This window comes from Streptomyces sp. NPDC086023 (genome assembly GCF_044540325.1).
GTDB lineage: Bacteria > Actinomycetota > Actinomycetes > Streptomycetales > Streptomycetaceae > Streptomyces.
The window spans coordinates 1-21,721 of the sequence record NZ_JBITRX010000041.1; the positions used below are offsets into that span (position 1 = coordinate 1).

Sequence of the window (21,721 nt, forward strand, 5' to 3'; positions counted from 1 at the left end):
CCGGCCCCAAGCCCGTCACGTCAGGCGAACCCCAGGATCTGAAACAGAACACGACTCACGAGGCGAGCCCCGACCTCAAAACCAGGTCACTAGGCGTGCAGGTGATCGCGCTGGGGGTGCTGAGTGGCTGTACCGGCTGGGGTGGATCTTCCGGGACCGTACGTCGAGCTGTCGTACGTGGATGTCGTACGCGAGCGGCAACGGCGTCCGCTGCTGGACTGCGTGACGACCCGATTCGAGGACGTGGCACCGGTGCGGCCCTTTCGCTGGTCTCGCGGTGACCGTCACTTCGCAGGCTGGTACTGGGCCGCGACGACGGGGCAGCACGTCGGGTTCGAGTCCTGGCTGGAGCGGGATCAGCTTCTGCTCCTGGACTTCGACCCGAAGGTGACGGGGATCGCCTCGCAGCCGTTCTGGCTGTACTGGCACGACGGCGAACGAGAACGTCGGCACGCCCCGGACTACTTCGCTCGCCACGCGGATGGCTCGGCGGTGGTCTTCGATGTCCGCGCGGATGAGCGGATCGAGCCGAAGGACGCGGAAGCGTTCGAGGTGACGCGGCTGGCCTGTGCTCAGGCCGGGTGGGGGTTCGAGCGAGTCGGGACGCTGGAGGCGGTGCTGCTGGCGAACGTGCGGTGGCTGTCGCGCTACCGGCACCCGCGGTGCCTGCACCGCCTGGTTGCCGACCGGTTGCGGGAGGTCTTCGCGGAGCCTGGCCCGATGTTTCCAGGGGCCGACGCCGCAGGCGACCGGCTCGCGACGCTGCCCACCCTCTTCCATCTGCTCTGGCTCCAGGAACTGGCCATCAAGGGGCTGGCGGTCGAGCTTATGGGACCGCGCACGGTCGTGAGCCTGCCCGCCAGGGGTGCCCAGTGAGCGGGAGAGGACGGAAGGTCCCGCCCACGGCCCGGATCGCGGAGTTTCCCGAGACGGCGGCCGAACAGGCCCGTTGGTGGGAGGGTCACATTCTTGAAGTGCTGCACGGCCTGCCGTTGGACGCTTCCGAAAGAGCGGTGCCACGGCCGGAGTTCGATCCGCGACGGACCTCACTGGCCGAGCGTGAGCGAGCCAAGGCGGCCGAGCTGACAGCGGCCGGGCACCCGGTGACAGCCAGCGGGATCAAGCAGCGGCGCCAGCGCTATCAGCGTGACGGACTGATCGGGCTGGCCGACGGCCGGTCCGCCAAGCAGATGCCGCCTTTCGGCATGGTCGATGCTGTGGTGGTGGAGGCGATGCGGCAGGCGATCGGTGAGACGGCCGAGGACTCGTCGAAGACGATCGGGTTCATCGTCTGGCGGGCCAAGGAGATCCTGGCCGGCCAGGGGGAGGCCACCGATGTCGAGATTCCTTCCCGGGCTACCCTCTACCGGCTCTACGGCAAGCTGGCGACCGGCACTCATGCGACGGGCTCGGCCCGCACGCGCCGGTCGGTCAACGCACGGCCACCCGGCCCGTTCGGGGAAGTGCCAGCCAGCGCGCCGGGCGAGCTCATGCAGATCGACTCGACCCCGCTGGACGTGCTGGTGCGGCTGGACGACGGCATCGCGGAGAAGGTCGAGCTGACCGCGATGGTCGACATCGCGACCAGGTCGATCACCGCAGCGGTGCTGCGGCCGACGACGAAAGCAGCCGACGCCTCCGCGCTGCTGGCCCGCAGCGTCACCCCGGAGGCGATGCGAGCGGGCTGGTCGGAAGCCCTGCTGATGTCCCGTTCGGTACTGCCGCACCGGCGGCTGCTGACCTTGGACGAGCGACTGGAGCACGCGGCGGCACGGCCGGTGATCGTTCCGGAGACCATCGTCTGCGATCACGGCAAGGTATTCATCTCGAACAACTTCCGGGCGTCCTGCCGGTATTTGGGCATCAACCTGCAACCGGCCCACAAGGCGACCCCTACGGACAAGGGCACGATCGAGAAGACCCTGGGCTCGGTGGCCACGCTGTTCGCTCAGTTCGTCGCGGGCTACACCGGTTCGACCGCGGACCGCCGGGGCCGGAAACTGGAGGACGGGCTGCTGTGGTCGCTGCCCGAGCTGCAGGGCCTTCTCGACGAGTGGATCATTGCGGTCTGGCAAACCAGGCCGCATGACGGGCTGCGTGATCCGCAGGCACCGAAGCGGGCGTTCTCGCCGAACGAGAAGTACGCCACGCTGGTGGAGTCCTGCGGCTACGTCCCGGTCCCGCTGAACGGCGAGGACTTCATCGAGCTGCTGCCCGAGCGCTGGCAGGCGATCAACGCCTACGGCATCCGGATCAAGCACCGCACCTACGACGACGTCGAGTTGGGTCCACTGCGTCGCCAGCACTCCGGGGTGGCGGAGAAGAAGGGTCTGTGGGAGATCCACTACGACCCCTACGACATCTCGCGAATCTGGGTACGCGACCGCCAGGGCGACCGGTGGATCACCGTGTTCTGGAAACACCTTCGCCGCGTCGGCGTCCCGTTCGGAGAGCTCGCCTGGGACCACGCCTGCGAGCAGGTCCCAGGCGGCACCGAGGAACAGATCGCGGATGCCGCCGCTGTCCTGCTGCGGCGGGCCCACGCGGGCCCCGCGCTGGAGAAGGACCCTGCGGCCAAGCGCTCCCGCCGCGTCGCCGCCCGGACCCGGGCCACCACCCCCGACCGACCGGTCCCGGACCAACCGGCCGTCGAGCCCACTCCTGCCGAAGAGCCGGACACCGAGCTGGCCAAGGTCATCCCGCTGGGTCTGTTCGATCCGCTAGCCAACCCCTGGAAGCGTCCGTGACCATCCCCGAACCGGCAGGCCGCCGAACCGCCCTGCACGAGGCCGATGCCGCGGCCAACCGCCAACTCACCACCCTGGACGGATGGCGGACGTTCGCCGCCGGCCCGCCCGACCCCCCGGTCCTGCTGTCCCCCGACGAACTGCGGCGGCTGTCCCCGGCAGAGCGGGCCCTCTACGACGAGGACCGGCTCGACCATCACGCACGGATGCTCGTGGTCGCCACCTCGTTCGTCGAGAAAACAGTGGTCTGCGGCCGCCGCCTGGTTCTTCTCAATCGGCACACGATCAGCGCCCGCCGCGGCCTGATGGTCTCCGGCCTGCCGGGCACGGGCAAGACCAGCGCCATCACCCAGCTCGGGCTCGCCCACGAACTCCTCGACCGGGCCCGCCACCCGAACACCGCCGGCCGCATCCCGGTGCTCTACATCACCGTCCCGCCTGCCGCGACCGCCCGGATGGTCGCCGCCGAGTTCGCGCGCTTCCTGGGCCTGCCGGTCCGCCCCCGGTCGAACATGACGGACATCATCGAGGCCTGTGGTCGGCGTCTGCACGGACTCGGGCACCGGCCTGGTGCTGGTCGACGAGATTCACAACGTCTCGCAGGTCACACGGGCCGGCGGTGAGGTCTCCGACACCCTGAAGTACTTCTCCGAGCGCATCCCCGCGACGTTCGTCTATGCGGGCATCGGCCTGGAGACCAGTGAGCTCCTCACCGGCACTCGGGGCGCCCAGATCGCGGGCCGTTTCACACTCGTCCCCCACCCGCCCGTTCCCCTACGGCGACGAGTGGAAGGGCCTGGTCGCGACCATGGAACAGACCTTGCTACTGCACGACCACCCGCAGGGCAGTCTGGTGAAGCTGGACCGCTACCTCCACAACCGGGCCGACGGCATGATCGGAGCGCTGTCCCACGCCATCCGGGGCGCCGCGATCGACGCGATCCTGGGCGGGTCCGAACGCGTGACCAAAGAAGCACTCGACGAGATCCCCCTGGACCACGCGGCGGAGATCGTGAGGAAACCGGTGAAGAAGGCGGCCGCCCGGTGACCGACGCACTGCCCGAACAACTGGTCCGGCTCCCCATCCAGGTCTCACTGCGACTCGGGGAGGGAACCGACTCCTTCATCCGTCGGCTGGCTCAGGCGAACCACCTCAAGCCCAGCTACTTGCGCGGATGCCTGGTCGGCCCACCCGACTACGGGCGCGGGAAACGACCACGCGCTGACCGACTCGCCGCAGTCACCGGCCGTCGACAAGACGTACTGGAACGGGTGCTGGCCGATCTGGTGCGACAGAAACGTGCGAGGCCGACCCCGGACAAGCCCAAGCGTCGTGTCACAGCCAGCGCCGACAAGCCGGCGCTCTTCGCAGCGATCCGTCGGGACGTCCAAGCGGGAGAGCAGTCCGTCAGGAAGTTGGCCGCGAGGCATCGCGTGAGCCCATACATGGTCCGCCAGGCCCTCGCCTCACCGACTCCTCCGCCGCGCAAGGAGCGCGCGGCCATCCAGGGCCGGGCCAAAGGACGCGTCGGTCCCGCCATCGACGTCATCCTCGACGAATACGCCGCCACGCATGCCGGCCAACTTCCCACGGTCGGGCTGGTCTGGGAGAGGCTGCTGGACGAACACGACGCCAGCGTGTCCTACGGCACCGTTCACCGCTACATGTCCAGCCACCCGCTGAGGAACCCGGACACATTGACCAGGAACCCCGAACGCAGTGCGGGAAACTACCTCACCGCAACCCAGCAACCTTCCATGCGAACCTGCTCCAGCACTACCAGGCCCTACTGACCGCGGTTCGTCGCGAGCCTGCCCGGCACGGCCTCGACGGCTCTTTCTCCTCGGTGACCGCTTTTCTTCTCGGCCTGGACGCCGGAAGCTCGTGGAGCGTGCTCACAGGGTTCCAGGAGTGGCTCGTGGTCCGTCTCGGCCGAGGCCACGACCTGACCGGCCCCTTCTCGTTCGCCACCTCGCTCCAGGGGGTTGGACTCACCCGCTCACCAAGCAGGCCGACGCCGCAGCGGTGATCACGCTCCACCGGCTCCTCCGCGACTACTTCACGATCCGAGAGCGATCGGACGGCCTCGCAAGGATCTTCCTGGACTACCAGTCCTGGATGGTCGCCCAGGACTGGTTTCAGCTCGACGCGGCTTCTCTGCACCAAGTCCCGTAAGGCCTATTGCTTGCGGTGCTCGGTCACCGAGAGGGGAGACTCAGAGTCAAACTCGAAGGTCTCTATGGCGGCGTCGGCAGGGAAATCTGGGTGGTCGTGCCAAATTTGGGCGAAGGCGACCAGCAGGTTCCATGAGGCGGTTGCGTGCAACTCGGTCTCCGCCGCGTTCTCGGGCGGTGAGGCCCGGTGGAAACGCACCGCCGCAACCTGTTTGGCTGCGGCCAGCCGCAGGGCCGTGGCAGCGCGACGGGCTTCGCCTTGGAGTGAGGTCGCGTCAGGGATTCGTGCAAACACGAAACCGGTCAGTTGCGCGACCTGGTCCTCGGTGATCCGCTCCACTGTTCCCCCTGCGGTTTGCATGCCTCTTCGCCTGGCTCGGCGCCAACTATCGCAGCTCAGAGCAATCCTCTCCGCATCATGGCCGTTGCTGGGGGCGTTCGGTGATGGGGACCAAGCACGTCGCGACGCTCGTGACGTTCGGTTCGGTGCTGGCGGTCACCACGGCCCTGGCGTCCTGACGGACGCCTGGCCGACCCCGCAGCCGTCTCATTCAATCCAGTCCCCGCAGGTCAACGCGATCCGGCCCGACTAACTTCGTTGCGACAGGTCAGGACGCTGCGCCACACGCACCGGCGTGACGGTGACGGCCGGTGGGCGGACTGCCGCCAGATCCTCACCCTGCACCCGTAGCCCCCGGCCGCCGGCGGCCCGCTGCGCATCGTCTTCGCCGAGGGCCCCGGCCGCTACGTCCCGAGCGGTGCCCCCCTGGGCTCAGGGGACGTCGGCTTCACCCACGGCCCAGGCCTGAACCTCCACGAGCCGGGCGCCGTCCGCTCCCTGCTCGACGCGGCCCTGTCCCACGGCTGGGCCCCGTCCCACCCCGATCCCCGGGAACTTGACGGCTGGCCCCTGTTGCACGCGGCGCCCGCCGCACGCTCCGACGACGCCGGCTCCCCGGCTGTCAGCGCCGACCGCCACCATGGGACCCATGGCGACCCCGGACCCCACCTCCCGTGACCTCTGGCGACTGCACCACGGCGACCAGGATCGCCCTGCTGACCGTGACCGGCACCGACATGCCCTGGACGCACGCCGCCGTCGCCGCCCCAGCCGCCGGACCCGCCACCCCCACCTCCTCGTGCACCCGCACCGCCCGTCGCGGTTTCGGGTGAGCTCCGCACCTTCCTGCGTGCCCGCGCGGCTGGCTACGCCCACGACCGCGCCCGAGTGCAGAGTTGCAGGCCCGGGGGAAGTGGACCGGCGGCGGCGGGGCAAGCGCCTCGCTCGCGGGGTTCCTGGAGTCCTGGGAGGCCTGGCTCACCGCGTCGCCGCCGGCCAGGGTCGAACCGGTCACCTGGACGTCCGTGGCGAATCAGCTCGCCGCGGCCCGCGGCTACGAGTGACCCACCCCCGGCGGAGTCCGGCACCGGACGCCGCCCATAGGGTTTCGGACATGCCGGAACCGCTCCCTGACGACATCGCCGAGCTGCTCGACATCCTCCTCAACCTGGATGACCCGGTACAGGCCACGTTGCGCACGCACGTGCCGCACATGCGGGTCGAGAACCGCTGCACGTGCGGGTGCGGCACCGCGTACTTCGCCCTCGACACCGGCCTGGTCTCCCCCGCGGACTCCGGGCCGGGCAGGGTCGTGGCGGCGGAGCGGCTGATCGTCACGGACGACGGGGACTGCCGCGGGGAAGTCCTGGTCTTCGCCGAAGACGGCTACCTCTCGTGGCTGGAGGTCTGCGACTGGAGCGACGGCGCCGAAGTCACCCTCACGCTGGCCCTCCAGACCCTTCGCCCGGCCCGGAACGCCCCCTGACCCACGCCCGCACCTCCTGCCAGGCGTCCCGCGCCTCCGCCTCGCTCCCCCACCACCAGGCGAAGGGCGAGTCGCCGGACTCCAACTCCTCGCTCCACCAGCGGAGTCCGTCAGCCAGATGACGGCGGGCGACGACGCTCTCGCCAGCCGCCTCCCAGCGACGGAGCCACGGGGCCACCGAGGAGCTCGCGGTCACACAGCTCTCGAACACCGCGCACGCCGGCACGGGCGGCTCCCCGGTCCGCAGCGTCCAGGCCCACCACTCGTCCAGGAAGCCCGCCACCGCCGCACCCTGCTCGCCGGGCCACCCCCGCCACCCGGCCGCCGCCAGCCCCCGGACCAGGAGATCGGGCTCGTCGTCGCCCTCGGCGAGCACCACGACGAGCTGCGCCAGGATCCGTTGCACGACCGAGCGCCGGTCGTGCCAGTGGAAGGGGTCCTTCCGCGCCACCCGGCGGACCAGGTCCGCGGGGAGCCGGACGCCCGGAGTCCGCAGCAGCGCGACCTCTTCCGCGCCGAAGCACCGGCCGCAGCCGTCCTCGTCGGCCCTGGCTGTCACGCCCTCGAAGGCCTTCCCCACCCTCTCCATCGCACGGGCCAGCGCGTCGGCATCCGGCAAACGCACGGGGCTCCCCTCCCTCCCGTCGGCATCGGGGACCACAGTGCTGCCAGCGCCGCGAGAACCCCACGGGTTTTCCGGGCAGCCCGGGCCGCGCACTCGACCCCGTGGTCCCTTTGGCCGGAAAGCGACCTCCCGCGTAGGTTGCACGGCATGCGCATCCGTACCGTCAACGCCTTCACCGACCGGCCCTTCTCCGGCAATCCCGCCGGGGTCGTGGTGCTGGACGGGGCCGGGTTTCCGGCCGACGGGTGGCTGCAGCGGGTCGCGGCGGAGGTCAACCTTCCCGAGACCGCGTTCGTCCACGCCCTGCCGCCCGGCGGCACGGCGGACTGGGCGCTGCGCTGGTTCACTCCGCTGACCGAGGTCGACATGTGCGGGCACGCCACCCTCGCCGCCGCCCACGTCCTGACCAGCACCGCCGCCGCCACCGGCACCGGCACCCCCTCCACCGCCACCGCCACCGCCACGCTCCGCTTCTCCGCCCGCTGCGGACCGCTCACCGCCCGGGCCGCGGGCGACGGCACGTACACGCTCGACTTCCCCGCCTCCCCCCTCTCCCCGGTCCCGGCACCGCCGGAGGTGGTGGCCGCCCTCGGCGCCGAGGTGCTGTCCGTCCACGACACCGCCGCCCACATCGGCGACCTGGTCGTGGAGGTGGCGGACGAGCGGACCGTACGCGCACTCGCCCCCGACCTCGCCGCCCTCCGTGCCTACGGACGGCACGGCGTCATCGTCACCGCCCCCGCCGAGGACCCGTCCCGCGGGTACGACTTCGCCTCGCGCTGCTTCTTCCCCGCCCTCGGCATCGACGAGGACCCGGTGACCGGCAGCGCCCACACCGCCCTCGCCCCCTTCTGGGCCGCCCGCCTCGGCCGCGACACCCTCACCGGACTTCAGGGCGGCACCCGCCAGGGCACCGTCCACGTCCGGCTCGACGGCGACCGCGTCCTCCTCACCGGCGCTGCGGTCACCGTCCTGGACGGCGAACTCCTGCCCGACCCCTGGTAAGCGACGCCCCCGCCACCCCACCCCCGGTCAGCGGGTCGGCAGCCAGTCCACCCGCCCCGCCAGTACGGCGTACCCGACGAACGCCACGATGTCGAGCAGCGCGTGCGCGGCCACCAGCGGTCCCACCCGCCCCCACTTGCGGTACAGCAGGACGAAGACGACGCCCATCACCGCGTTGCCGATGAACCCCCCGATGCCCTGGTACAGGTGGTACGACCCGCGCAGCAGCGAGGAGGCGAGCAGCGCACCCATCGGCGTCCAGCCGAGCTGCCCCAGCCTGCGCAGCAGGTACCCGAGCACGATGACCTCCTCCACCACGGCGTTCTGCACCGCGGAGAGGATCAGTACGGGGAACTTCCACCACACGTCGGGCAGCGCCTCCGGCACCACCGTCAGGTTGGCCCCGGACGCCCGCGCCACCAGGTAGAACGCGAGCCCCGCGCTGCCGATCCCGGCCGCCACCAGCGTCCCGCGCCCCAGGTCCCACCACGGCCGCGACCGGTCGAAGCCCAGCACCCGCAGCCCCGGGGCGCCCTCACGGGTGAGCAGGTGGGCGACGAGCAGCACCGGCACGAGCGCCGAGGCGATGCCGAACAGCTGCCAGGCGAGGTCCAGCCACGGACGGCCGGGCGCGTGCGAGGCATTGAGGGTGGCGGCCTGGTCCTTCAGGCCCCCCGGCCTGGTCACCGAACCGATGAAGCTGATCAGTGCGGACAGCGCGCTCGCCCCCAGCGACAGCGCCAGGACCAGCAGCGTCTCCGTCCTCAGGACCCCCTTTTCCTGCTCCACCGCCCGCAATGCCCCGACCTCTGTTCCCTGCTGCGCCCGCACGACTGACTCCGATTCAGCAATCCCGTTCCATCCGCACCGCCGCCCCGCTAGGGTCTCGCCAGCGCGCACGAAGATCGCGTGCGCCGGCGGGGAGCGCTGCCTTCCCATACTGCCTGCCCGGCTTCGCCTCGGGGTTCATGGAAGGGCACGACCAGCATGGGACGTCACAGCCTGCCCGACTCGCGCGGCACCGCGGAAGAGCGGCCCCCGCGCCGGGCCGGCCGCCGCTCCGTGGTGATCGGCACCGCCCTCGCGCTGGCCGCCGGCACCTGCGCCGTCGCCGCCGCGCAGGGCCTGCTGCCGTCCTTCGGCGACGCCTGCGCCGACCGGTCCGTGAAGCTGCGGGTCGTCGCCAGCCCGGACATCGCCCCTGCGGTACGGGAGACCGCCGAGCGCGCCCGCAGGCAGCGGATCACCTCCGACGGTCAGTGCCTGGCGCTGTCGGTCACCGCCCGCGAGTCCCACGAGGTCTCGCTCGAACTGGGCACCGGCCGCCGGGACCCCGGCTTCGACGTCTGGATCCCCGACTCCGAGGCCTGGGTCGAACGCACCCGCCTCCAGCCAGAGTCCCTGCCGGTGGCCGCCCTGGGCGAGGTGGCCTCCTCGCCGGTGGTGCTCGCCGCGGCCCCGTCCGCCGCCGGGATCATGGGCTGGCCCAAGACCACGTACACCTGGGCCGGCCTGGCCGCGGCGGGCCTGCGCTCCGACCAGCTGCGGATGGGCGCCGCCGACCCGGCGAACAGTGCCACCGCCCTGCTGGCCCTCGGCCGGATCGCCGCCTCCGCCCGCGCCATGGGCCCGGACGGCGACGTGGTCGCGGCGGGGGCGGCCAAGGTCCTCTCCCAGCGGGTCGCCGAGACCGACGCGCTCGTACCGGGGACCCTGCCGCGCGACGAGACGGACGCCGAGCGCACCAACCCCCGGCGCAGCCAGGCGGTGATCCTCTCCGAGCAGGCCGCGCACGCGCACAACGCCCGGGACGAGGGGGTGCCCCTCGCGCTCTTCTACCCGACGGACGGGGCGCCGCTGCTGGACTACCCGTACACGCTGGTCGACGAGCGGCGGCTGGACCTGGACGAGAACCGGGCCGCCATGCGCTTCCTCCGGCTCCTCGGCGACACCGAGGGCCGCGCCGTCCTCGCCCGGCACGGCTTCCGCGACCGCCGGGCCGCCCCGGCTCCCGCCGTGGTCCGGCAGGCGGGCGGGGACGCGGCCCAGCCCGCCTCGGCCACGCTCACCCAGCCGCCCACCGCCAAGGAGGTGCAGGAGGCCCTGGCGATGTGGACGATCACGGTGCAGGCTGCCCGGCTGACCACGGTGGTCGACGCCTCCGGCTCGATGGCGGCGCCGGTGCCCGGGCACGGCGACAGCTCCCGGATGGAGGTCACCCGCGCCTCGCTGCTGCAGGGCCTGGCCACGTTCACCCCCGAGGACGAGGTGGGCCTGTGGGAGTTCGCCACCCGCCTCGACGGCGAACGCGACTACCGCGAGCTGGTCCCCACCGCCCGCCTCGGCGAGCGCTCCGCCGACGGGTCCACGCAGCAGCAGCGGCTGGTGGCCGCCTTCAACGGCCTCAGCCCCGAACCGGACGGCGCCACCGGCCTGTACGACACCACGCTCGCCGCGTACCGGGCGGCGCGGGACTCGTACGCGTACGGCAAGTTCAACGCGTTGGTCGTCCTCACCGACGGCGTGAACGAGGACCCGGGCTCCGTCTCCCGCCAGGCGCTGGTGGCGCAGTTGAAGACGCTGGCGGACCCCGAGCGCCCCGTGCCGCTGATCGCCCTCGCGATCGGCCCGGACGCGGACATGCGGGAACTCGGGCCGATCGCCGCCGCCACGGGCGGGGCCGCCTACCGCGTCAGCGACCCCACCCAGATCCACACGGTGATCCTGAAGGCGATCACGGCCGTCGGGCGCGGCTGACCGGCGCCGCGGCGGCCGGCTCCTCGTCGGGCAGGCCGACCGGCCAGGTGTGCACCGGGTCCCCGCGGTGGCTGAGTTCGGCGTAGCGGCGGGTCATGGCGGCGAGCGCCTGGTCCCGGCGCATGCCGGCCGAGCGGGCCCGGTGGTACGTCTCGACCTGCCAGGTGGCCCCGTTGGCCCGGCGGCGGCACCGCTCCTCGATGATGCCGAGGTAGCGGTCCCGGTCGGCCGGCTCGATGCCCCAGGCGTCCAGGCCCGCCGCGGCCATCGGCAGCAGTTCGTCGAGGACCAGGGTGGCGGCCGGCACGCCGGCGAGGCCCCCGCCGCGGCCCTTGCGGGGCCAGCGCAGCCGCGCGTCGATCCCGTAGCGGCAGGCGGCGTCGAAGTTGGCCTCCGCCTCGGCGAACGGCATCCGGGTCCACACCGGGCGCGGCTCCTCGGCCAGGGTGCGCACCAGCCCGTAGTAGAAGGCGGCGTTGGCGACCACGTCGACCACCGTCGGCCCGGCCGGCAGCACCCGGTTCTCCACCCGCAGGTGCGGCTTGCCGTCGGCGACCCCGTACACCGGCCGGTTCCACCGGTAGACGGTGCCGTTGTGCAGCACCATCTCCTGCAGCCTGGGCACCCCGCCCTCGGCGAGGACGCGCAGCGGCTCCTCCTCGTCGCAGATGGGCAGCAGCGCCGGGAAGAAGCGGACGTTCTCCTCGAAGAGCTCGTACGCGGACTCCACCCACCGTTCGCCGAACCAGGTGCGCGGCCGCACCCCCTGGGCCTGGAGCTCCGGCGGCCTGGTGTCGGTGGCCTGCGTGAAGAGCGGGGGCCGGGACTCGCGCCACAGCTCGCGGCCGAAGAGGAAGGGGGAGTTGGCGCCGACGGCGATCTGGGCCGCGGTGACGCACTGCGCCGCGTTCCACACGGCGGCGAATCGGGCGGGGGTGACCTGGAGGTGCAACTGCACGGAGGTGCAGGCCGCCTCGGGGACGATCGAGGTCGAGGTGCAGCTCAGCCGCTCCACCCCCTCGATGTCGAGGGTGAAGTCCTCGCCCCGGGCCGTGACGATCTGCTCGTTGAGCAGCGAGTAACGGTCCACGTCGGAGAGGTTGGCCGTGACGACGTCGGCGTGCGCGATGGTCGGCAGGATGCCGATCATCACGACGCCCGCGTCGATCTCGGCGGCCATCCGGTGGGCATATCCGAGGCCGGTGCTCAGTTCTTCGACGAGCCGGTCGAATACCCGGCCGTCCAGGCGGTGCGGGACGATGTTCACTTCCAGGTTGAACATGCCGAGTTCCGTCTGGAAATCCGGACTCGCTATTCGGTCCAGCACCTGCGCGTTCATCATTCGCGGCAGCCCGTCGGGACCCGCGAGATTCAGCTCGATCTCCAGCCCCATCAGGTTCTTGGGACGGTCGAACCTCTTCTCCGCCAGAAGTCGCCCTAGTCCCTCCAGGCACTCGTGGAGCTTCCTCCGGTACCGTTGCCGATCGGACAGGTCGAATCCGCCTGCCACGACCTTCTCCCCCATCGAAGCGTCCCTCCTCGAATGGCGGGCCCGGGGCCCGCGTTACGGTCGATGATGCCCCGGGGCGGTGATCGATAACGCCGCGCGAACGCTTGTGGCGGGGAGCGTGCGCCGGTTTGGCCGAAGCGGCGCTTCGGCACTTCCCTCCGGCATGTGACAGAGAAATGCGGCAACCCGCAATTACCTTGCGCCTGTGCCGCTTTATACGACCACCGCTTTTCAGCCGAGCCCCCTTCCGGTAATCTCCGAGGTCAACGAGCGAATCGCGCGAGCATGCGGTATGAAATCCACGACAGCGGGACCGGTAAGCGCCTTGTCCGCAATGGGCGGGACAGCTAGCCGAAACACTGCGTGAACACATGTCGTATAAACTCCGCAAACGAGGCAGAGAGTTGGCGCCCGGCCATTGCCCCACAGCCCCCCTCTGGCCCCAGAATGCGACAGCGCCGTCCGCACCTGCCCCGTTCCACACCTCCCATGTGAGAGGCGACCCACTATGCCGCTGCATGTCCCCCCGGCCCCCGCGCCCGCCCTGCGCAGCGTCCTCGCGGCACTCCGGTCCCCCGCGGCCGTCCACGAGGCGCACACCCCGGCCCTGCGCGCGCTCCGGGGCGGCCAGGTCACCGCCGAGCTGCCACTGCCGGTGCACGTCCTGGACCGTGTCACCGCCGGGGGCCGCCCGCCCCGCACCCGGCTCACCGGCTGGCGCTTCCTGATCCGCGGCGGCGACCGGTTCGTGGCCGCGGCGGACACCATGCTCACGCCCGACGGCTGGGCCTTCTCCCACTTCTTCGAGGGCCCCTACGTCGCCGCGACCGAACGCGCCCTGCGCCAGGCCGAGTCGGTGGCCGGCCACTTCCAGGCGCGCCTGCTGTCCGTACCGGAGCTGTACATGCTCACCCTGTGGCTGCACGGCTCGGCCGGTGCGGACGCCGCCTCGGGCCTGCCGGCCGCGGCGGACCTGCTGGTGCCGCTGGCCCCGGCCCCGCCGGGGATCGCCGCGTACCGCCCGCACCCGGTGTCCGAACTGCTGCCCGTACTGACCCACCGGCTGGCACCGCCCGCCCTGGCCACACCCGCCTGACCCGGTTGCGCCATTCGGGCTAGTCCACCCGGACCATCCACGAACCATCCGAAGAGACAGGGTAGTTGGGCTGAACCGCCCGCAAGGGTGATGCGTCATCAATCAGTGAGGACAGCTGCCAGGAAATCCCTGCGGACCGACCTCCGTAGGGCAACACTGGGGTCCTGCTCCCGCTCCGGCGGGAAGACCCCACTGGGGAACTGACCGACCGATTGACGGGGGGCGGCCATGAACACCGATTCGAGCCGCAGGACGACACTCACCACACCGCAGCGAAAGAACGCATCCATGTGCCAGCACCAGCCTGCCTGCCCTTCAGCCGACTCAGCCGACCGGGAGGCCGCCCAGCTCGTGGCGCACCACCCGGAGCAGGGCTGGAGCCTGCTGTGCAACGGCGTCGTCGTGTTCGAGGACACCGGTGAGCTGCTGCCGGACGGCCAGATCATCGCGCCGCACCGCCCGCTCGCGGTGGCCAAGGCGGCCTGAGCACGGGGCCGGGCGGCGGGGCACGGGACCGCGGCGAACCGGCACGGGGCCACGGCGAAGGGGCCGGCCCGGAGGTACTCCCTCCGGGCCGGCCCCTTCGCCGTCAGCCGGCGTGCGGCAGTCTACGGCCGCCGCTCACCGGTCAGTTGTCGTACTCGTCCAGCGGCGGGCAGGAGCAGACCAGGTTCCGGTCGCCGAAGGCACCGTCGATGCGGCGCACCGGCGGCCAGTACTTCTCGGCGGCGTTGACGCCGGCCGGGAAGACCGCCTCGTCACGGGTGTACGGGTGGTTCCACTCGCCGCCCAGCGCCGCCGCGGTGTGCGGGGCGTTGTGCAGCGGGTTGTCGTCCGCCGGCCACTCGCCGGAGGCGACCCGCTCGATCTCGGCGCGGATGGCGATCATCGCGTCGCAGAAGCGGTCCAGCTCGATCAGGTCCTCGGACTCGGTCGGCTCGATCATGAGCGTGCCGGCCACCGGGAAGGACATGGTCGGCGCGTGGAAGCCGTAGTCGATCAGGCGCTTGGCGATGTCGTCCACCGAGACGCCGGTCGACTTCGACAGCGGGCGCAGGTCGATGATGCACTCGTGCGCGACCAGGTTGGCCGGGCCGGTGTACAGCACCGGGAAGTGCGGCTCCAGGCGCTTGGCGATGTAGTTGGCGCCGAGCACGGCCACCTGGGTGGCGCGCTTGAGGCCCTCGCCGCCCATCAGGCGCACGTACGACCAGGAGATCGGCAGGATGCCGGCCGAGCCCCACGGGGCGGCCGAGATCGGGCCGACACCGGTCTCCGGGCCCGCGGTGGGCTGGAGCGGGTGGTTCGGCAGGTACGGGGCCAGGTGGGACCGGACCGCGACCGGGCCGACGCCCGGGCCGCCGCCGCCGTGCGGGATGCAGAAGGTCTTGTGCAGGTTCAGGTGCGAGACGTCGCCGCCGAAGTGACCCGGCTTGGCGAGGCCGACCAGGGCGTTCAGGTTGGCGCCGTCGACGTACACCTGGCCGCCGGCGTCGTGCACCTGGGCGCAGATGTCGGCGACGTGCTCCTCGAACACACCGTGCGTGGACGGGTAGGTGATCATCAGCACGGCGAGCTCGTCGCGGTACTGCTCGATCTTGGCGCGCAGGTCCTCGGCGTCGACCTCGCCGTCGTCGGCGGTCTTGACGACGACGACCTTCATGCCGGCCATCACCGCGCTGGCGGCGTTGGTGCCGTGCGCGGAGGACGGGATGAGGCAGACGGTGCGCTGCTCGTCGCCGTTCGCACGGTGGTACGCGCGGACGGCGAGCAGACCGGCCAGCTCACCCTGCGAACCCGCGTTCGGCTGGATGGAGACCTTGTCGTAGCCGGTGACCTCGCAGAGACGTTCCTCCAGCTCGTTGATGAGCGTGGCGTAGCCCTGGGCCTGGTCGATCGGCGCGAAGGGGTGCAGCTGGCCGAACTCGGGCCAGGTCACCGCCTCCATCTCGGTGGTCGCGTTGAGCTTCATGGTGCAGGAGCCCAGCGGGATCATGCCGCGGTCCAGCGCGTAGTCCTTGTCCGAGAGCTTGCGCAGGTAGCGCAGCATCGCGGTCTCGGAGCGGTGCTGGTGGAAGACCGGGTGGGTCAGGTACTCGTCGGTGCGCAGCAGCGCCTCCGGCAGGGCGTCCGCGGTGGCGGCGTCCAGCGCCTCGACGTCGCCCTCGGCACCGAAGGCGGCCCACACGGCGGCGAGCTGCTCACGGCCGGTGGTCTCGTCACAGGAGATCGACACGTGGTCGGCGTCGGCCAGGTGCAGGTTGACGCCGCCCCGGCGGGCGGCGGCGACGACCTCGGCGGCGCGGCCGGGGACGCGGGCGGTGAGGGTGTCGAAGAACGCGCCCTGGACCAGCTCGACGCCGGCGGCGGTGAGGCCCGCGGCCAGGATGGCGGCGTAGCGGTGGGTGCGCTGGGCGATCTGCTTCAGGCCGTCCGGGCCGTGGTAGACCGCGTACATGCCCGCCATGACGGCGAGCAGCACCTGCGCGGTGCAGATGTTGCTGGTGGCCTTCTCGCGGCGGATGTGCTGCTCGCGGGTCTGGAGCGCCAGGCGGTACGCCTTGTTGCCGTCCGCGTCGACGGAGACGCCGACCAGGCGGCCCGGCAGGGAGCGGGCGTGCTTCTCCTGGACGGCCATGTAGCCGGCGTGCGGGCCGCCGAAGCCCATCGGGACGCCGAAGCGCTGGGTGGTGCCGACGGCGATGTCCGCGCCGAGGGAGCCCGGAGAGGCCAGCAGGGTGAGGGCGAGCAGGTCGGCGGCGACGGTGACGATCGCGCCCAGCTCGTGGGCCTGGTCGATCAGCGGCTTGATGTCGCGGACCGCGCCGGAGGCCCCGGGGTACTGGATGAGCACGCCGTACACGCCGCGCTCGACGGCCTCGGCCGGGATGCCCTCGGAGAGGTCGGCGACCAGGACCTCGATGCCGGTGGGCTCGGCGCGCGTCTCGATGACCGCGATGGTCTGCGGCAGCGCGTCGGCGTCGACGAGGAAGACCCCGCCCTTGACCTTGCCGACGCGGCGGGCCAGCGTCATGGCCTCGGCGGCCGCGGTGCCCTCGTCGAGCAGCGAGGCGCCCGACGTGGGCAGGCCGGTGAGGTCGGCGACCACGGTCTGGAAGTTGATCAGGGCCTCCAGGCGGCCCTGCGAGATCTCGGGCTGGTACGGCGTGTACGCGGTGTACCAGGCCGGGTTCTCCATGACGTTGCGCAGGATCACCGGCGGCGTGAAGGTGCCGTAGTAGCCCAGACCGATCATCGGGGCCAGCACCTCGTTGCGGGAGGCGAGCTCGCGCAGCTCGGCCAGCACCTCGGCCTCGGTGCGGGCGCCGGGGAGGTTCAGGGCCTCGGCGCTCTTGATCACGTCAGGCACAGCGGCCGCCGTGAGCTCGTCGAGCGAGCCGTAGCCGACCTGGGCGAGCATCTTGGCCTGGGCCTCGGTGTCGGGGCCGATGTGGCGCTGCTCGAAGGGGATACCGCGCTCCAGGTGGGAGAGCGGAGTACGACTGGCGGTCATGGGCGGAGGCCTCCTGGTCTGACGACCTGCGAGGGGTGCCACGGCGCGGGCACCCGGACGGCCTCCCCCTCTGTCATCTCAACCTGAGAGCTTCACCGACGCCCCACGAGGGGTCGCCGGCTTTCACCGTCGGTGAGGAGGGGTTCCGGAGCACGTCCGACGCCCGCCCTGCTTTCCAGAGTGGCCTCGTCCGAGCGGTACGTCTGCCTGAGAGATTCCGGGGAGGATTTGCTCCTTCGGCGCCACCGGGTGAGTCTTTCGCGACTCGTTCGGAGGACTCTCCCGCACGGGGTCAGCAGCCGGAAACCAGACTACCAGCGAGGTCTCCGGGGCTCCCTCGAGTGGCCCCCTCTTCGAATATGCACTTTTGTAGTCGTAACGGAGGAGTTGCGACCAAATGGAGGGACCGTGCAGACCGACATCGATCCGCGCAGCCTGATCGGCCGCAAGGCGTTCGACCGCAACGGCACCAAGATCGGCACCATCGACGAGGTCTACCTCGACGACGCCACCGGTGCACCGGAGTGGGCCGCCGTCCGCACCGGACTCTTCAGCCGGGACGCCTTCGTCCCCCTGGAGCCCAGCGAGGTGGTCTCCGGCACCCTCCACGTCCCCTTCGACCGCGCCCTGATCAAGGACGCCCCGGACTTCGGCGTGGGCCGCCACCTCTCCCCGGAACAGGAACTCCAGCTCTACCACCACTACGGGCTGGACGTCTCGCTCCCCGAAGAACTCGCCTCCCCACCGCCCCCCGACCGCGATTTCGGCCGCCTGGCGGGCACCGAGGAAGCCTGACCGGCACCCGCCCCCGCCCCCTCCGGAGACGCCCCGCCGGCGGCACGGTCCGTCCCCGCCGGCGTACGCCCCGCCGCCTCCGCGGTACGCCCGCCCCGCCCCGGCACCCCGCCCGCCGCGGCCCCCCACCGCGCGGTCCGGGTTCCGGCACGCTCAGGGTCGACCAGCGGCAGCGGTTCGGCCGGCACCAGCTCCGGATCGTCGACCAGGAACGTACGGACCCGCCCCGGCCGCTCCGAACCGGGCTCCTCGAACCGCACCGTGACCCTCCCCACCCCGCTGCCCTGCACCCATCCCGCGCCGTACGCGATGTGCCGGACGTCACTCCCGGCCGGCCAGCGCCGCTCCGCCGGCACCCCGGACCGGTGTGCCGGGGCATCCCCTCCAGCGCCTCCCAGGGCCTCCGGCGCCCCTTCCCGGGGCTCTTCCGCGGCATCCCTCCCCTCCCCCGCGGCCTGCGCGAAGAGGTCCTCCTGCGTGTAGTCCGCGAGACCCGAGACCCCGACCCCCAGCAGCCGCACCCCACCCGTGGTGTCCACGGCGTCGAGCAGCCGCAGCGCGGCCTCCCTGACCACCGCCGGGTCGTCCGTGGGCCCCCGCAGGGTCTCCGAGCGGGTCAGCGTCGAGAAGTCGTACCGGCGCACCTTGAGCACGATGGTCCGCCCGGAGTGCCCCGAGCCCCGCAGCCGCTCCACGCACCGGTCGGCCAGCCGCTGGACCTCGAACCGGATCCGCGTCCGGTCGTGCAGGTCCACGTCGAAGGTGTCCTCGACCGAGACGGACTTCGCGTCCCGCTCCGCCACCACCGCCCGGTCGTCCAGGCCCAGCGCCATCCGGTGGAGCGCCACCCCGTGCGCCCGCCCCAGCAGCCGCACCAGCTCGTCCTCACCCGCTCCGGCCAGCTCCCCCACGGTGGTCATCCCGGCCCGCCTCAGGTGGTCCCCGGTCGCCGGGCCCACCCCGGGCAGCGTCCGCACCGGCATCGGCGCCAGCAGCTCCCGCTCCGTCCCCGTGGGGATCAGCACCAGACCGTCCGGCTTCGCCTGCTCCGAAGCGATCTTGGCCAGCATCTTGGAACCGGCCAGCCCCACGGACCCGCTCAGCCCGGTGACCTCCCTGATGTCGGCCCGCAGCCGCTCGCCTGCCACCCTGGCCGACGCCTCGTCGAAGGCGATCCCGCCCGCCTCCAGGTCCACGAACGCCTCGTCCAGGCTCAGCGGCTCCACGAGCGGGGACAGCTCCCGCAGCAGCGCCATGACCTGCTCGCTCACCGAGCGGTAGAGGGAGAAGCGCGGCACCAGGTACGCGCCGTTGGGGCAGAGCCGGCGGGCCTGGGCCATCGGCATCGCCGAGTGGACGCCGAACCGCCGCGCCTCGTACGAGGCGGTGGCCACCACTCCGCGCGGGCCGAGGCCGCCCACGATCACGGGCTTCCCGCGCAGGCTCGGCTTCGCCGCCTGCTCTGCGGCGGCGAAGAACGCATCCATGTCCAGATGCAGGATGGTGGGCGCGGCTCTCACGGCCCCGATGCTGCCCTACGCCACTGACAACGGCCCGGAACGCTCGTACCCGTGTCCGGGCCGTCCGCTACCCGGCCCTGTGCCGCCGTCTGGCGAGCTCGTCGGCCGGATTGTGGCCGATCAGCGTCTCGCCCGTGTCGACGCGCTCGCCGTGCAGCTGGGACAGCGCGTGCTCCACGTCGCGCCAGACCACGCCCACGGCGATACCGAAGATGCCCTGCCCGCCCTGGAGCAGGTCCACGACCTCGTCCGGCGAGGTGCACTCGTAGACCGTGGCCCCGTCGCTCATGAGCGTCATGCGCTCCAGATCGGCGAAGCCCCGGTTCCGCAGGTGCTGGACGGCGGTGCGGATGTTCTGCAACGCCACCCCGGTGTCCAGGAAGCGCTTGACGATCTTGAGAACGACGACGTCGCGGAAGCTGTACAGCCGCTGCGTGCCGGATCCGTACGCGGGACGCACGCTGGGCTCGACCAGCCCGGTGCGCGCCCAGTAGTCGAGCTGCCGGTACGTGATGCCCGCTGCGGCACAGGCGGTCGGCCCCCGGTAGCCGATCTCCTCGGATGCCGGGTCCTCGTTGACCACCGTGGGTTCAGGAAGACGGCGCGCGGAGCCCACCGCACCGCCGTACAGCGGGTACGCCCCGCCCTCCCCCGGACCGCGCGCGGGGATGCCCCCGGTCGTACCGTCGCCGCTGATTCTCACGCCGACCCTCCGTCCTTGACCTGCCATCTCGACGGTAGGCAGTCACCAGGGGTGCGTCAACGATCGCCACACTCGGCACGCCGAGTGATAATCACCCTGAGAGTGGTTTCCCGTACCCCTATGCGGGGAAAGGCTACTCGAATGACTTGAGGTTCCCTTGAGGTCGGGTCACTGCGTGCCGGTGCCGAAGTCCTCGGGCGAGATCTGGTCCAGGAACTCCCGGAACTTCTCGACCTCGTCCTCCTGCTCGTCCGGAATCGCGATCGCGGCGTCGTCCAGCACGCGGTCGCTGCCGTAGATCGGCGATCCGGTGCGCAGGGCCAGCGCTATGGCGTCGGAGGGGCGTGCGCTCACCTCCACCCCGCTGGCGAAGACCAGCTCGGCGTAGAAGACGCCTTCCCGCAGGTCCGTGATGCGGACCTCGCTGATCTCCTCGCCCAGCGCTTCCAGCACGTCCTTGAAGAGGTCATGGGTCAGCGGCCTGGCAGGGGCCATCCCCTGCTGGGCCAAGGCGATGGAGGTCGCCTCCCCAGGACCGATCCAAATGGGGAGGTAACGGTCGCCTCCCACTTCGCGCAGGAGCACGATCGGCTGGTTGGAGGGCATTTCCACCCGGACACCCACGACGTCGAGCTCGTTCACACAGCAACCCTAGGACCTGCCGCGTGGGTTTGGGTAGTCGGGACCGCCCAAGATCAGTGCAGACGTACCCCGAGAGCGGTCCGGACCAGTGCCTCGTGCAGGCGTACGGACAGTCCCGCGAGCTCCCGCACGGTGGCCTCGGCATGTGCCCTGGTCTGCGGGTTCCGGTGCCGCCGCAGGGGTGCCACCACCTGTTCGACCAGCCCGGCCTCTCGGTCCGCGGCGGCCTTCATGGCGCGCAGGTGACGCGGCTCGAGACCGTACCGGCCGAGATCGGCCACCAGCCTGGCGACGGTGACGGCCTCGGCGTCGAATCCGCCGCCCGGGGTCTCGGCGATCAGCCCGTACGACTCCCACTCGGCCAGCTGGGCCTCGTCCACCTCGGCGGCGGCGAGGAGCTCGGCGCGGCCGACCCGGGCCACCGTGGACCCCACGGCGCCGGCCTCGGCGGCGGACACCGCCGGGTCGCCCTGGGGGGAGGGCGCGGGGATGCGTACCTGCTCGCCCCGGTCGATCGCGTCCAGCTGCTCGCGGATCACCTTCAGGGGCAGGTAGTGGTCGCGCTGGAGGCGCAGGATCCGGGCCAGCCGCTCGATGTCGTCGGGGCTGAACTTGCGGTAGCCCGAGGGCGTGCGCCGGGGCTCGACGAGCCCCTCGGCCTCCAGGAACCGGATTTTGGAAATGGTGACTTCGGGGAACTCGTCACGCAGCAGGTTGAGCACCGTCCCGATGCTCACCAGCCGCCCGACCGAGCCGGCGGTGCCGTTTCCGGCACCGCCCGTCGGTGTACGCAGCATGGACCTTCC

19 protein-coding genes, 2 pseudogenes and 1 riboswitch are annotated in these 21,721 nt (G+C 71.7%); of the genes and pseudogenes, 12 read left to right on the top strand and 9 right to left on the bottom strand.

Translation table 11 applies throughout. The features are described 5' to 3' along the window. Positions 1–123: 123 nt before the first annotated feature. The 4 genes and pseudogenes from ACIF6F_RS37400 (at position 124) to ACIF6F_RS37415 (ending at position 4,541) form a co-directional block, all read left to right on the top strand. The gene (locus ACIF6F_RS37400) at positions 124–876 is read left to right on the top strand and encodes a TnsA-like heteromeric transposase endonuclease subunit (RefSeq protein WP_399958319.1); all 753 of its coding nucleotides are present in this window, start codon (positions 124–126) and stop codon (positions 874–876) included. Positions 877–1,232: 356 nt separating this feature from the next. Next, the gene (locus ACIF6F_RS37405) at positions 1,233–2,747 is read left to right on the top strand and encodes a Mu transposase C-terminal domain-containing protein (RefSeq protein ID WP_399958381.1); all 1,515 of its coding nucleotides are present in this window, start codon (positions 1,233–1,235) and stop codon (positions 2,745–2,747) included. Between the two features lie 32 nt (positions 2,748–2,779). Continuing rightward, positions 2,780–3,795, top strand: a pseudogene (locus ACIF6F_RS37410) (ATP-binding protein). Then, positions 3,792–4,541, top strand: a complete 750-nt coding sequence (locus ACIF6F_RS37415; RefSeq protein WP_399958322.1) for a hypothetical protein — start codon at positions 3,792–3,794, stop codon at positions 4,539–4,541. Before ACIF6F_RS37410 ends, ACIF6F_RS37415 begins: the two are co-directional and overlap by 4 nt. 385 nt (positions 4,542–4,926) lie before the next feature. Here the strand turns inward: ACIF6F_RS37415 and ACIF6F_RS37420 are convergent, their stop codons facing one another. Further along, positions 4,927–5,262, bottom strand: a complete 336-nt coding sequence (locus ACIF6F_RS37420) for a hypothetical protein (protein ID WP_399958325.1) — start codon at positions 5,260–5,262, stop codon at positions 4,927–4,929. A gap of 674 nt (positions 5,263–5,936) precedes the next feature. Here ACIF6F_RS37420 and ACIF6F_RS37425 point away from each other — a divergent pair. The 3 genes from ACIF6F_RS37425 (at position 5,937) to ACIF6F_RS37435 (ending at position 6,748) form a co-directional block, all read left to right on the top strand. Next, positions 5,937–6,095, top strand: a complete 159-nt coding sequence (locus ACIF6F_RS37425; RefSeq protein WP_399958328.1) for a hypothetical protein — start codon at positions 5,937–5,939, stop codon at positions 6,093–6,095. Between the two features lie 63 nt (positions 6,096–6,158). After that, a complete protein-coding gene (locus ACIF6F_RS37430) occupies positions 6,159–6,326 on the top strand; it encodes a hypothetical protein (protein ID WP_399958331.1) in 168 nt (55 codons plus the stop codon). Positions 6,327–6,376: 50 nt separating this feature from the next. Further along, positions 6,377–6,748: a hypothetical protein gene (locus ACIF6F_RS37435; RefSeq protein ID WP_399958334.1), complete on the top strand. Its 372-nt coding sequence runs from the start codon at positions 6,377–6,379 to the stop codon at positions 6,746–6,748. On the opposite strand, the gene ACIF6F_RS37440 is transcribed toward ACIF6F_RS37435, so the two are convergent. Continuing rightward, complete coding sequence (locus tag ACIF6F_RS37440) at positions 6,702–7,373, bottom strand: hypothetical protein (RefSeq protein ID WP_399958337.1); 672 nt, start codon at positions 7,371–7,373, stop codon at positions 6,702–6,704. The genes ACIF6F_RS37435 and ACIF6F_RS37440 overlap by 47 nt on opposite strands. A gap of 147 nt (positions 7,374–7,520) precedes the next feature. On the opposite strand from ACIF6F_RS37440, the gene ACIF6F_RS37445 reads away from it, so the two are divergent. Further along, positions 7,521–8,378 carry a PhzF family phenazine biosynthesis protein gene (locus tag ACIF6F_RS37445; protein WP_399958340.1) on the top strand — a complete coding sequence of 286 codons (858 nt, stop codon included), beginning with the start codon at positions 7,521–7,523 and terminating at the stop codon, positions 8,376–8,378. Between the two features lie 27 nt (positions 8,379–8,405). On the opposite strand, the gene ACIF6F_RS37450 is transcribed toward ACIF6F_RS37445, so the two are convergent. Continuing rightward, positions 8,406–9,230 (bottom strand): CPBP family intramembrane glutamic endopeptidase, encoded by an 825-nt coding sequence (locus tag ACIF6F_RS37450; RefSeq protein ID WP_399958386.1) that lies wholly within the window; start codon positions 9,228–9,230, stop codon positions 8,406–8,408. A 135-nt stretch (positions 9,231–9,365) separates the two neighbouring features. Here ACIF6F_RS37450 and ACIF6F_RS37455 point away from each other — a divergent pair, with 135 nt between their 5' ends. Next, positions 9,366–11,135: a substrate-binding domain-containing protein gene (locus ACIF6F_RS37455; RefSeq protein ID WP_399958343.1), complete on the top strand. Its 1,770-nt coding sequence runs from the start codon at positions 9,366–9,368 to the stop codon at positions 11,133–11,135. Here ACIF6F_RS37455 and ACIF6F_RS37460 read toward each other — a convergent pair. Then, positions 11,113–12,660 carry a glutamate--cysteine ligase gene (locus tag ACIF6F_RS37460; RefSeq protein WP_399958346.1) on the bottom strand — a complete coding sequence of 516 codons (1,548 nt, stop codon included), beginning with the start codon at positions 12,658–12,660 and terminating at the stop codon, positions 11,113–11,115. The two genes, ACIF6F_RS37455 and ACIF6F_RS37460, sit on opposite strands and share 23 nt — an antisense overlap. Before the next feature lie 493 nt (positions 12,661–13,153). Between ACIF6F_RS37460 and ACIF6F_RS37465 the strand changes: the two genes are divergently transcribed. Next, positions 13,154–13,741, top strand: a complete 588-nt coding sequence (locus ACIF6F_RS37465; protein ID WP_399958349.1) for a hypothetical protein — start codon at positions 13,154–13,156, stop codon at positions 13,739–13,741. Positions 13,742–14,029: 288 nt separating this feature from the next. Next, the gene (locus ACIF6F_RS37470; protein ID WP_399958352.1) at positions 14,030–14,227 is read left to right on the top strand and encodes a DUF5999 family protein; all 198 of its coding nucleotides are present in this window, start codon (positions 14,030–14,032) and stop codon (positions 14,225–14,227) included. A 142-nt stretch (positions 14,228–14,369) separates the two neighbouring features. Here the strand turns inward: ACIF6F_RS37470 and gcvP are convergent, their stop codons facing one another. Beyond that, complete coding sequence (gene gcvP, locus ACIF6F_RS37475; protein WP_399958355.1) at positions 14,370–17,255, bottom strand: aminomethyl-transferring glycine dehydrogenase; 2,886 nt, start codon at positions 17,253–17,255, stop codon at positions 14,370–14,372. A gap of 185 nt (positions 17,256–17,440) precedes the next feature. Next, a riboswitch (glycine riboswitch) is annotated at positions 17,441–17,550 on the bottom strand. A gap of 113 nt (positions 17,551–17,663) precedes the next feature. Between gcvP and ACIF6F_RS37480 the strand changes: the two genes are divergently transcribed. After that, on the top strand, positions 17,664–18,050 hold the full coding sequence (locus ACIF6F_RS37480; RefSeq protein ID WP_399958358.1) for a PRC-barrel domain-containing protein: 387 nt from the start codon (positions 17,664–17,666) through the stop codon (positions 18,048–18,050). A 161-nt stretch (positions 18,051–18,211) separates the two neighbouring features. Here the strand turns inward: ACIF6F_RS37480 and ACIF6F_RS37485 are convergent. The 4 genes and pseudogenes from ACIF6F_RS37485 to ACIF6F_RS37500 form a co-directional block, all read right to left on the bottom strand. Next, positions 18,212–19,570, bottom strand: a pseudogene (locus ACIF6F_RS37485) (DNA polymerase IV); the annotation flags it as partial. Positions 19,571–19,637: 67 nt separating this feature from the next. Then, complete coding sequence (locus ACIF6F_RS37490) at positions 19,638–20,273, bottom strand: MerR family transcriptional regulator (protein ID WP_399958361.1); 636 nt, start codon at positions 20,271–20,273, stop codon at positions 19,638–19,640. A gap of 168 nt (positions 20,274–20,441) precedes the next feature. Next, entirely contained in the window at positions 20,442–20,915 is a 474-nt protein-coding gene (locus ACIF6F_RS37495; protein ID WP_399958364.1) for a bifunctional nuclease family protein, read from the bottom strand. 53 nt (positions 20,916–20,968) lie between these two features. Then, positions 20,969–21,712, bottom strand: coding sequence for a MerR family transcriptional regulator (locus ACIF6F_RS37500; RefSeq protein ID WP_399958367.1), 744 nt, complete (start codon positions 21,710–21,712; stop codon positions 20,969–20,971). Positions 21,713–21,721 lie beyond the last annotated feature (9 nt).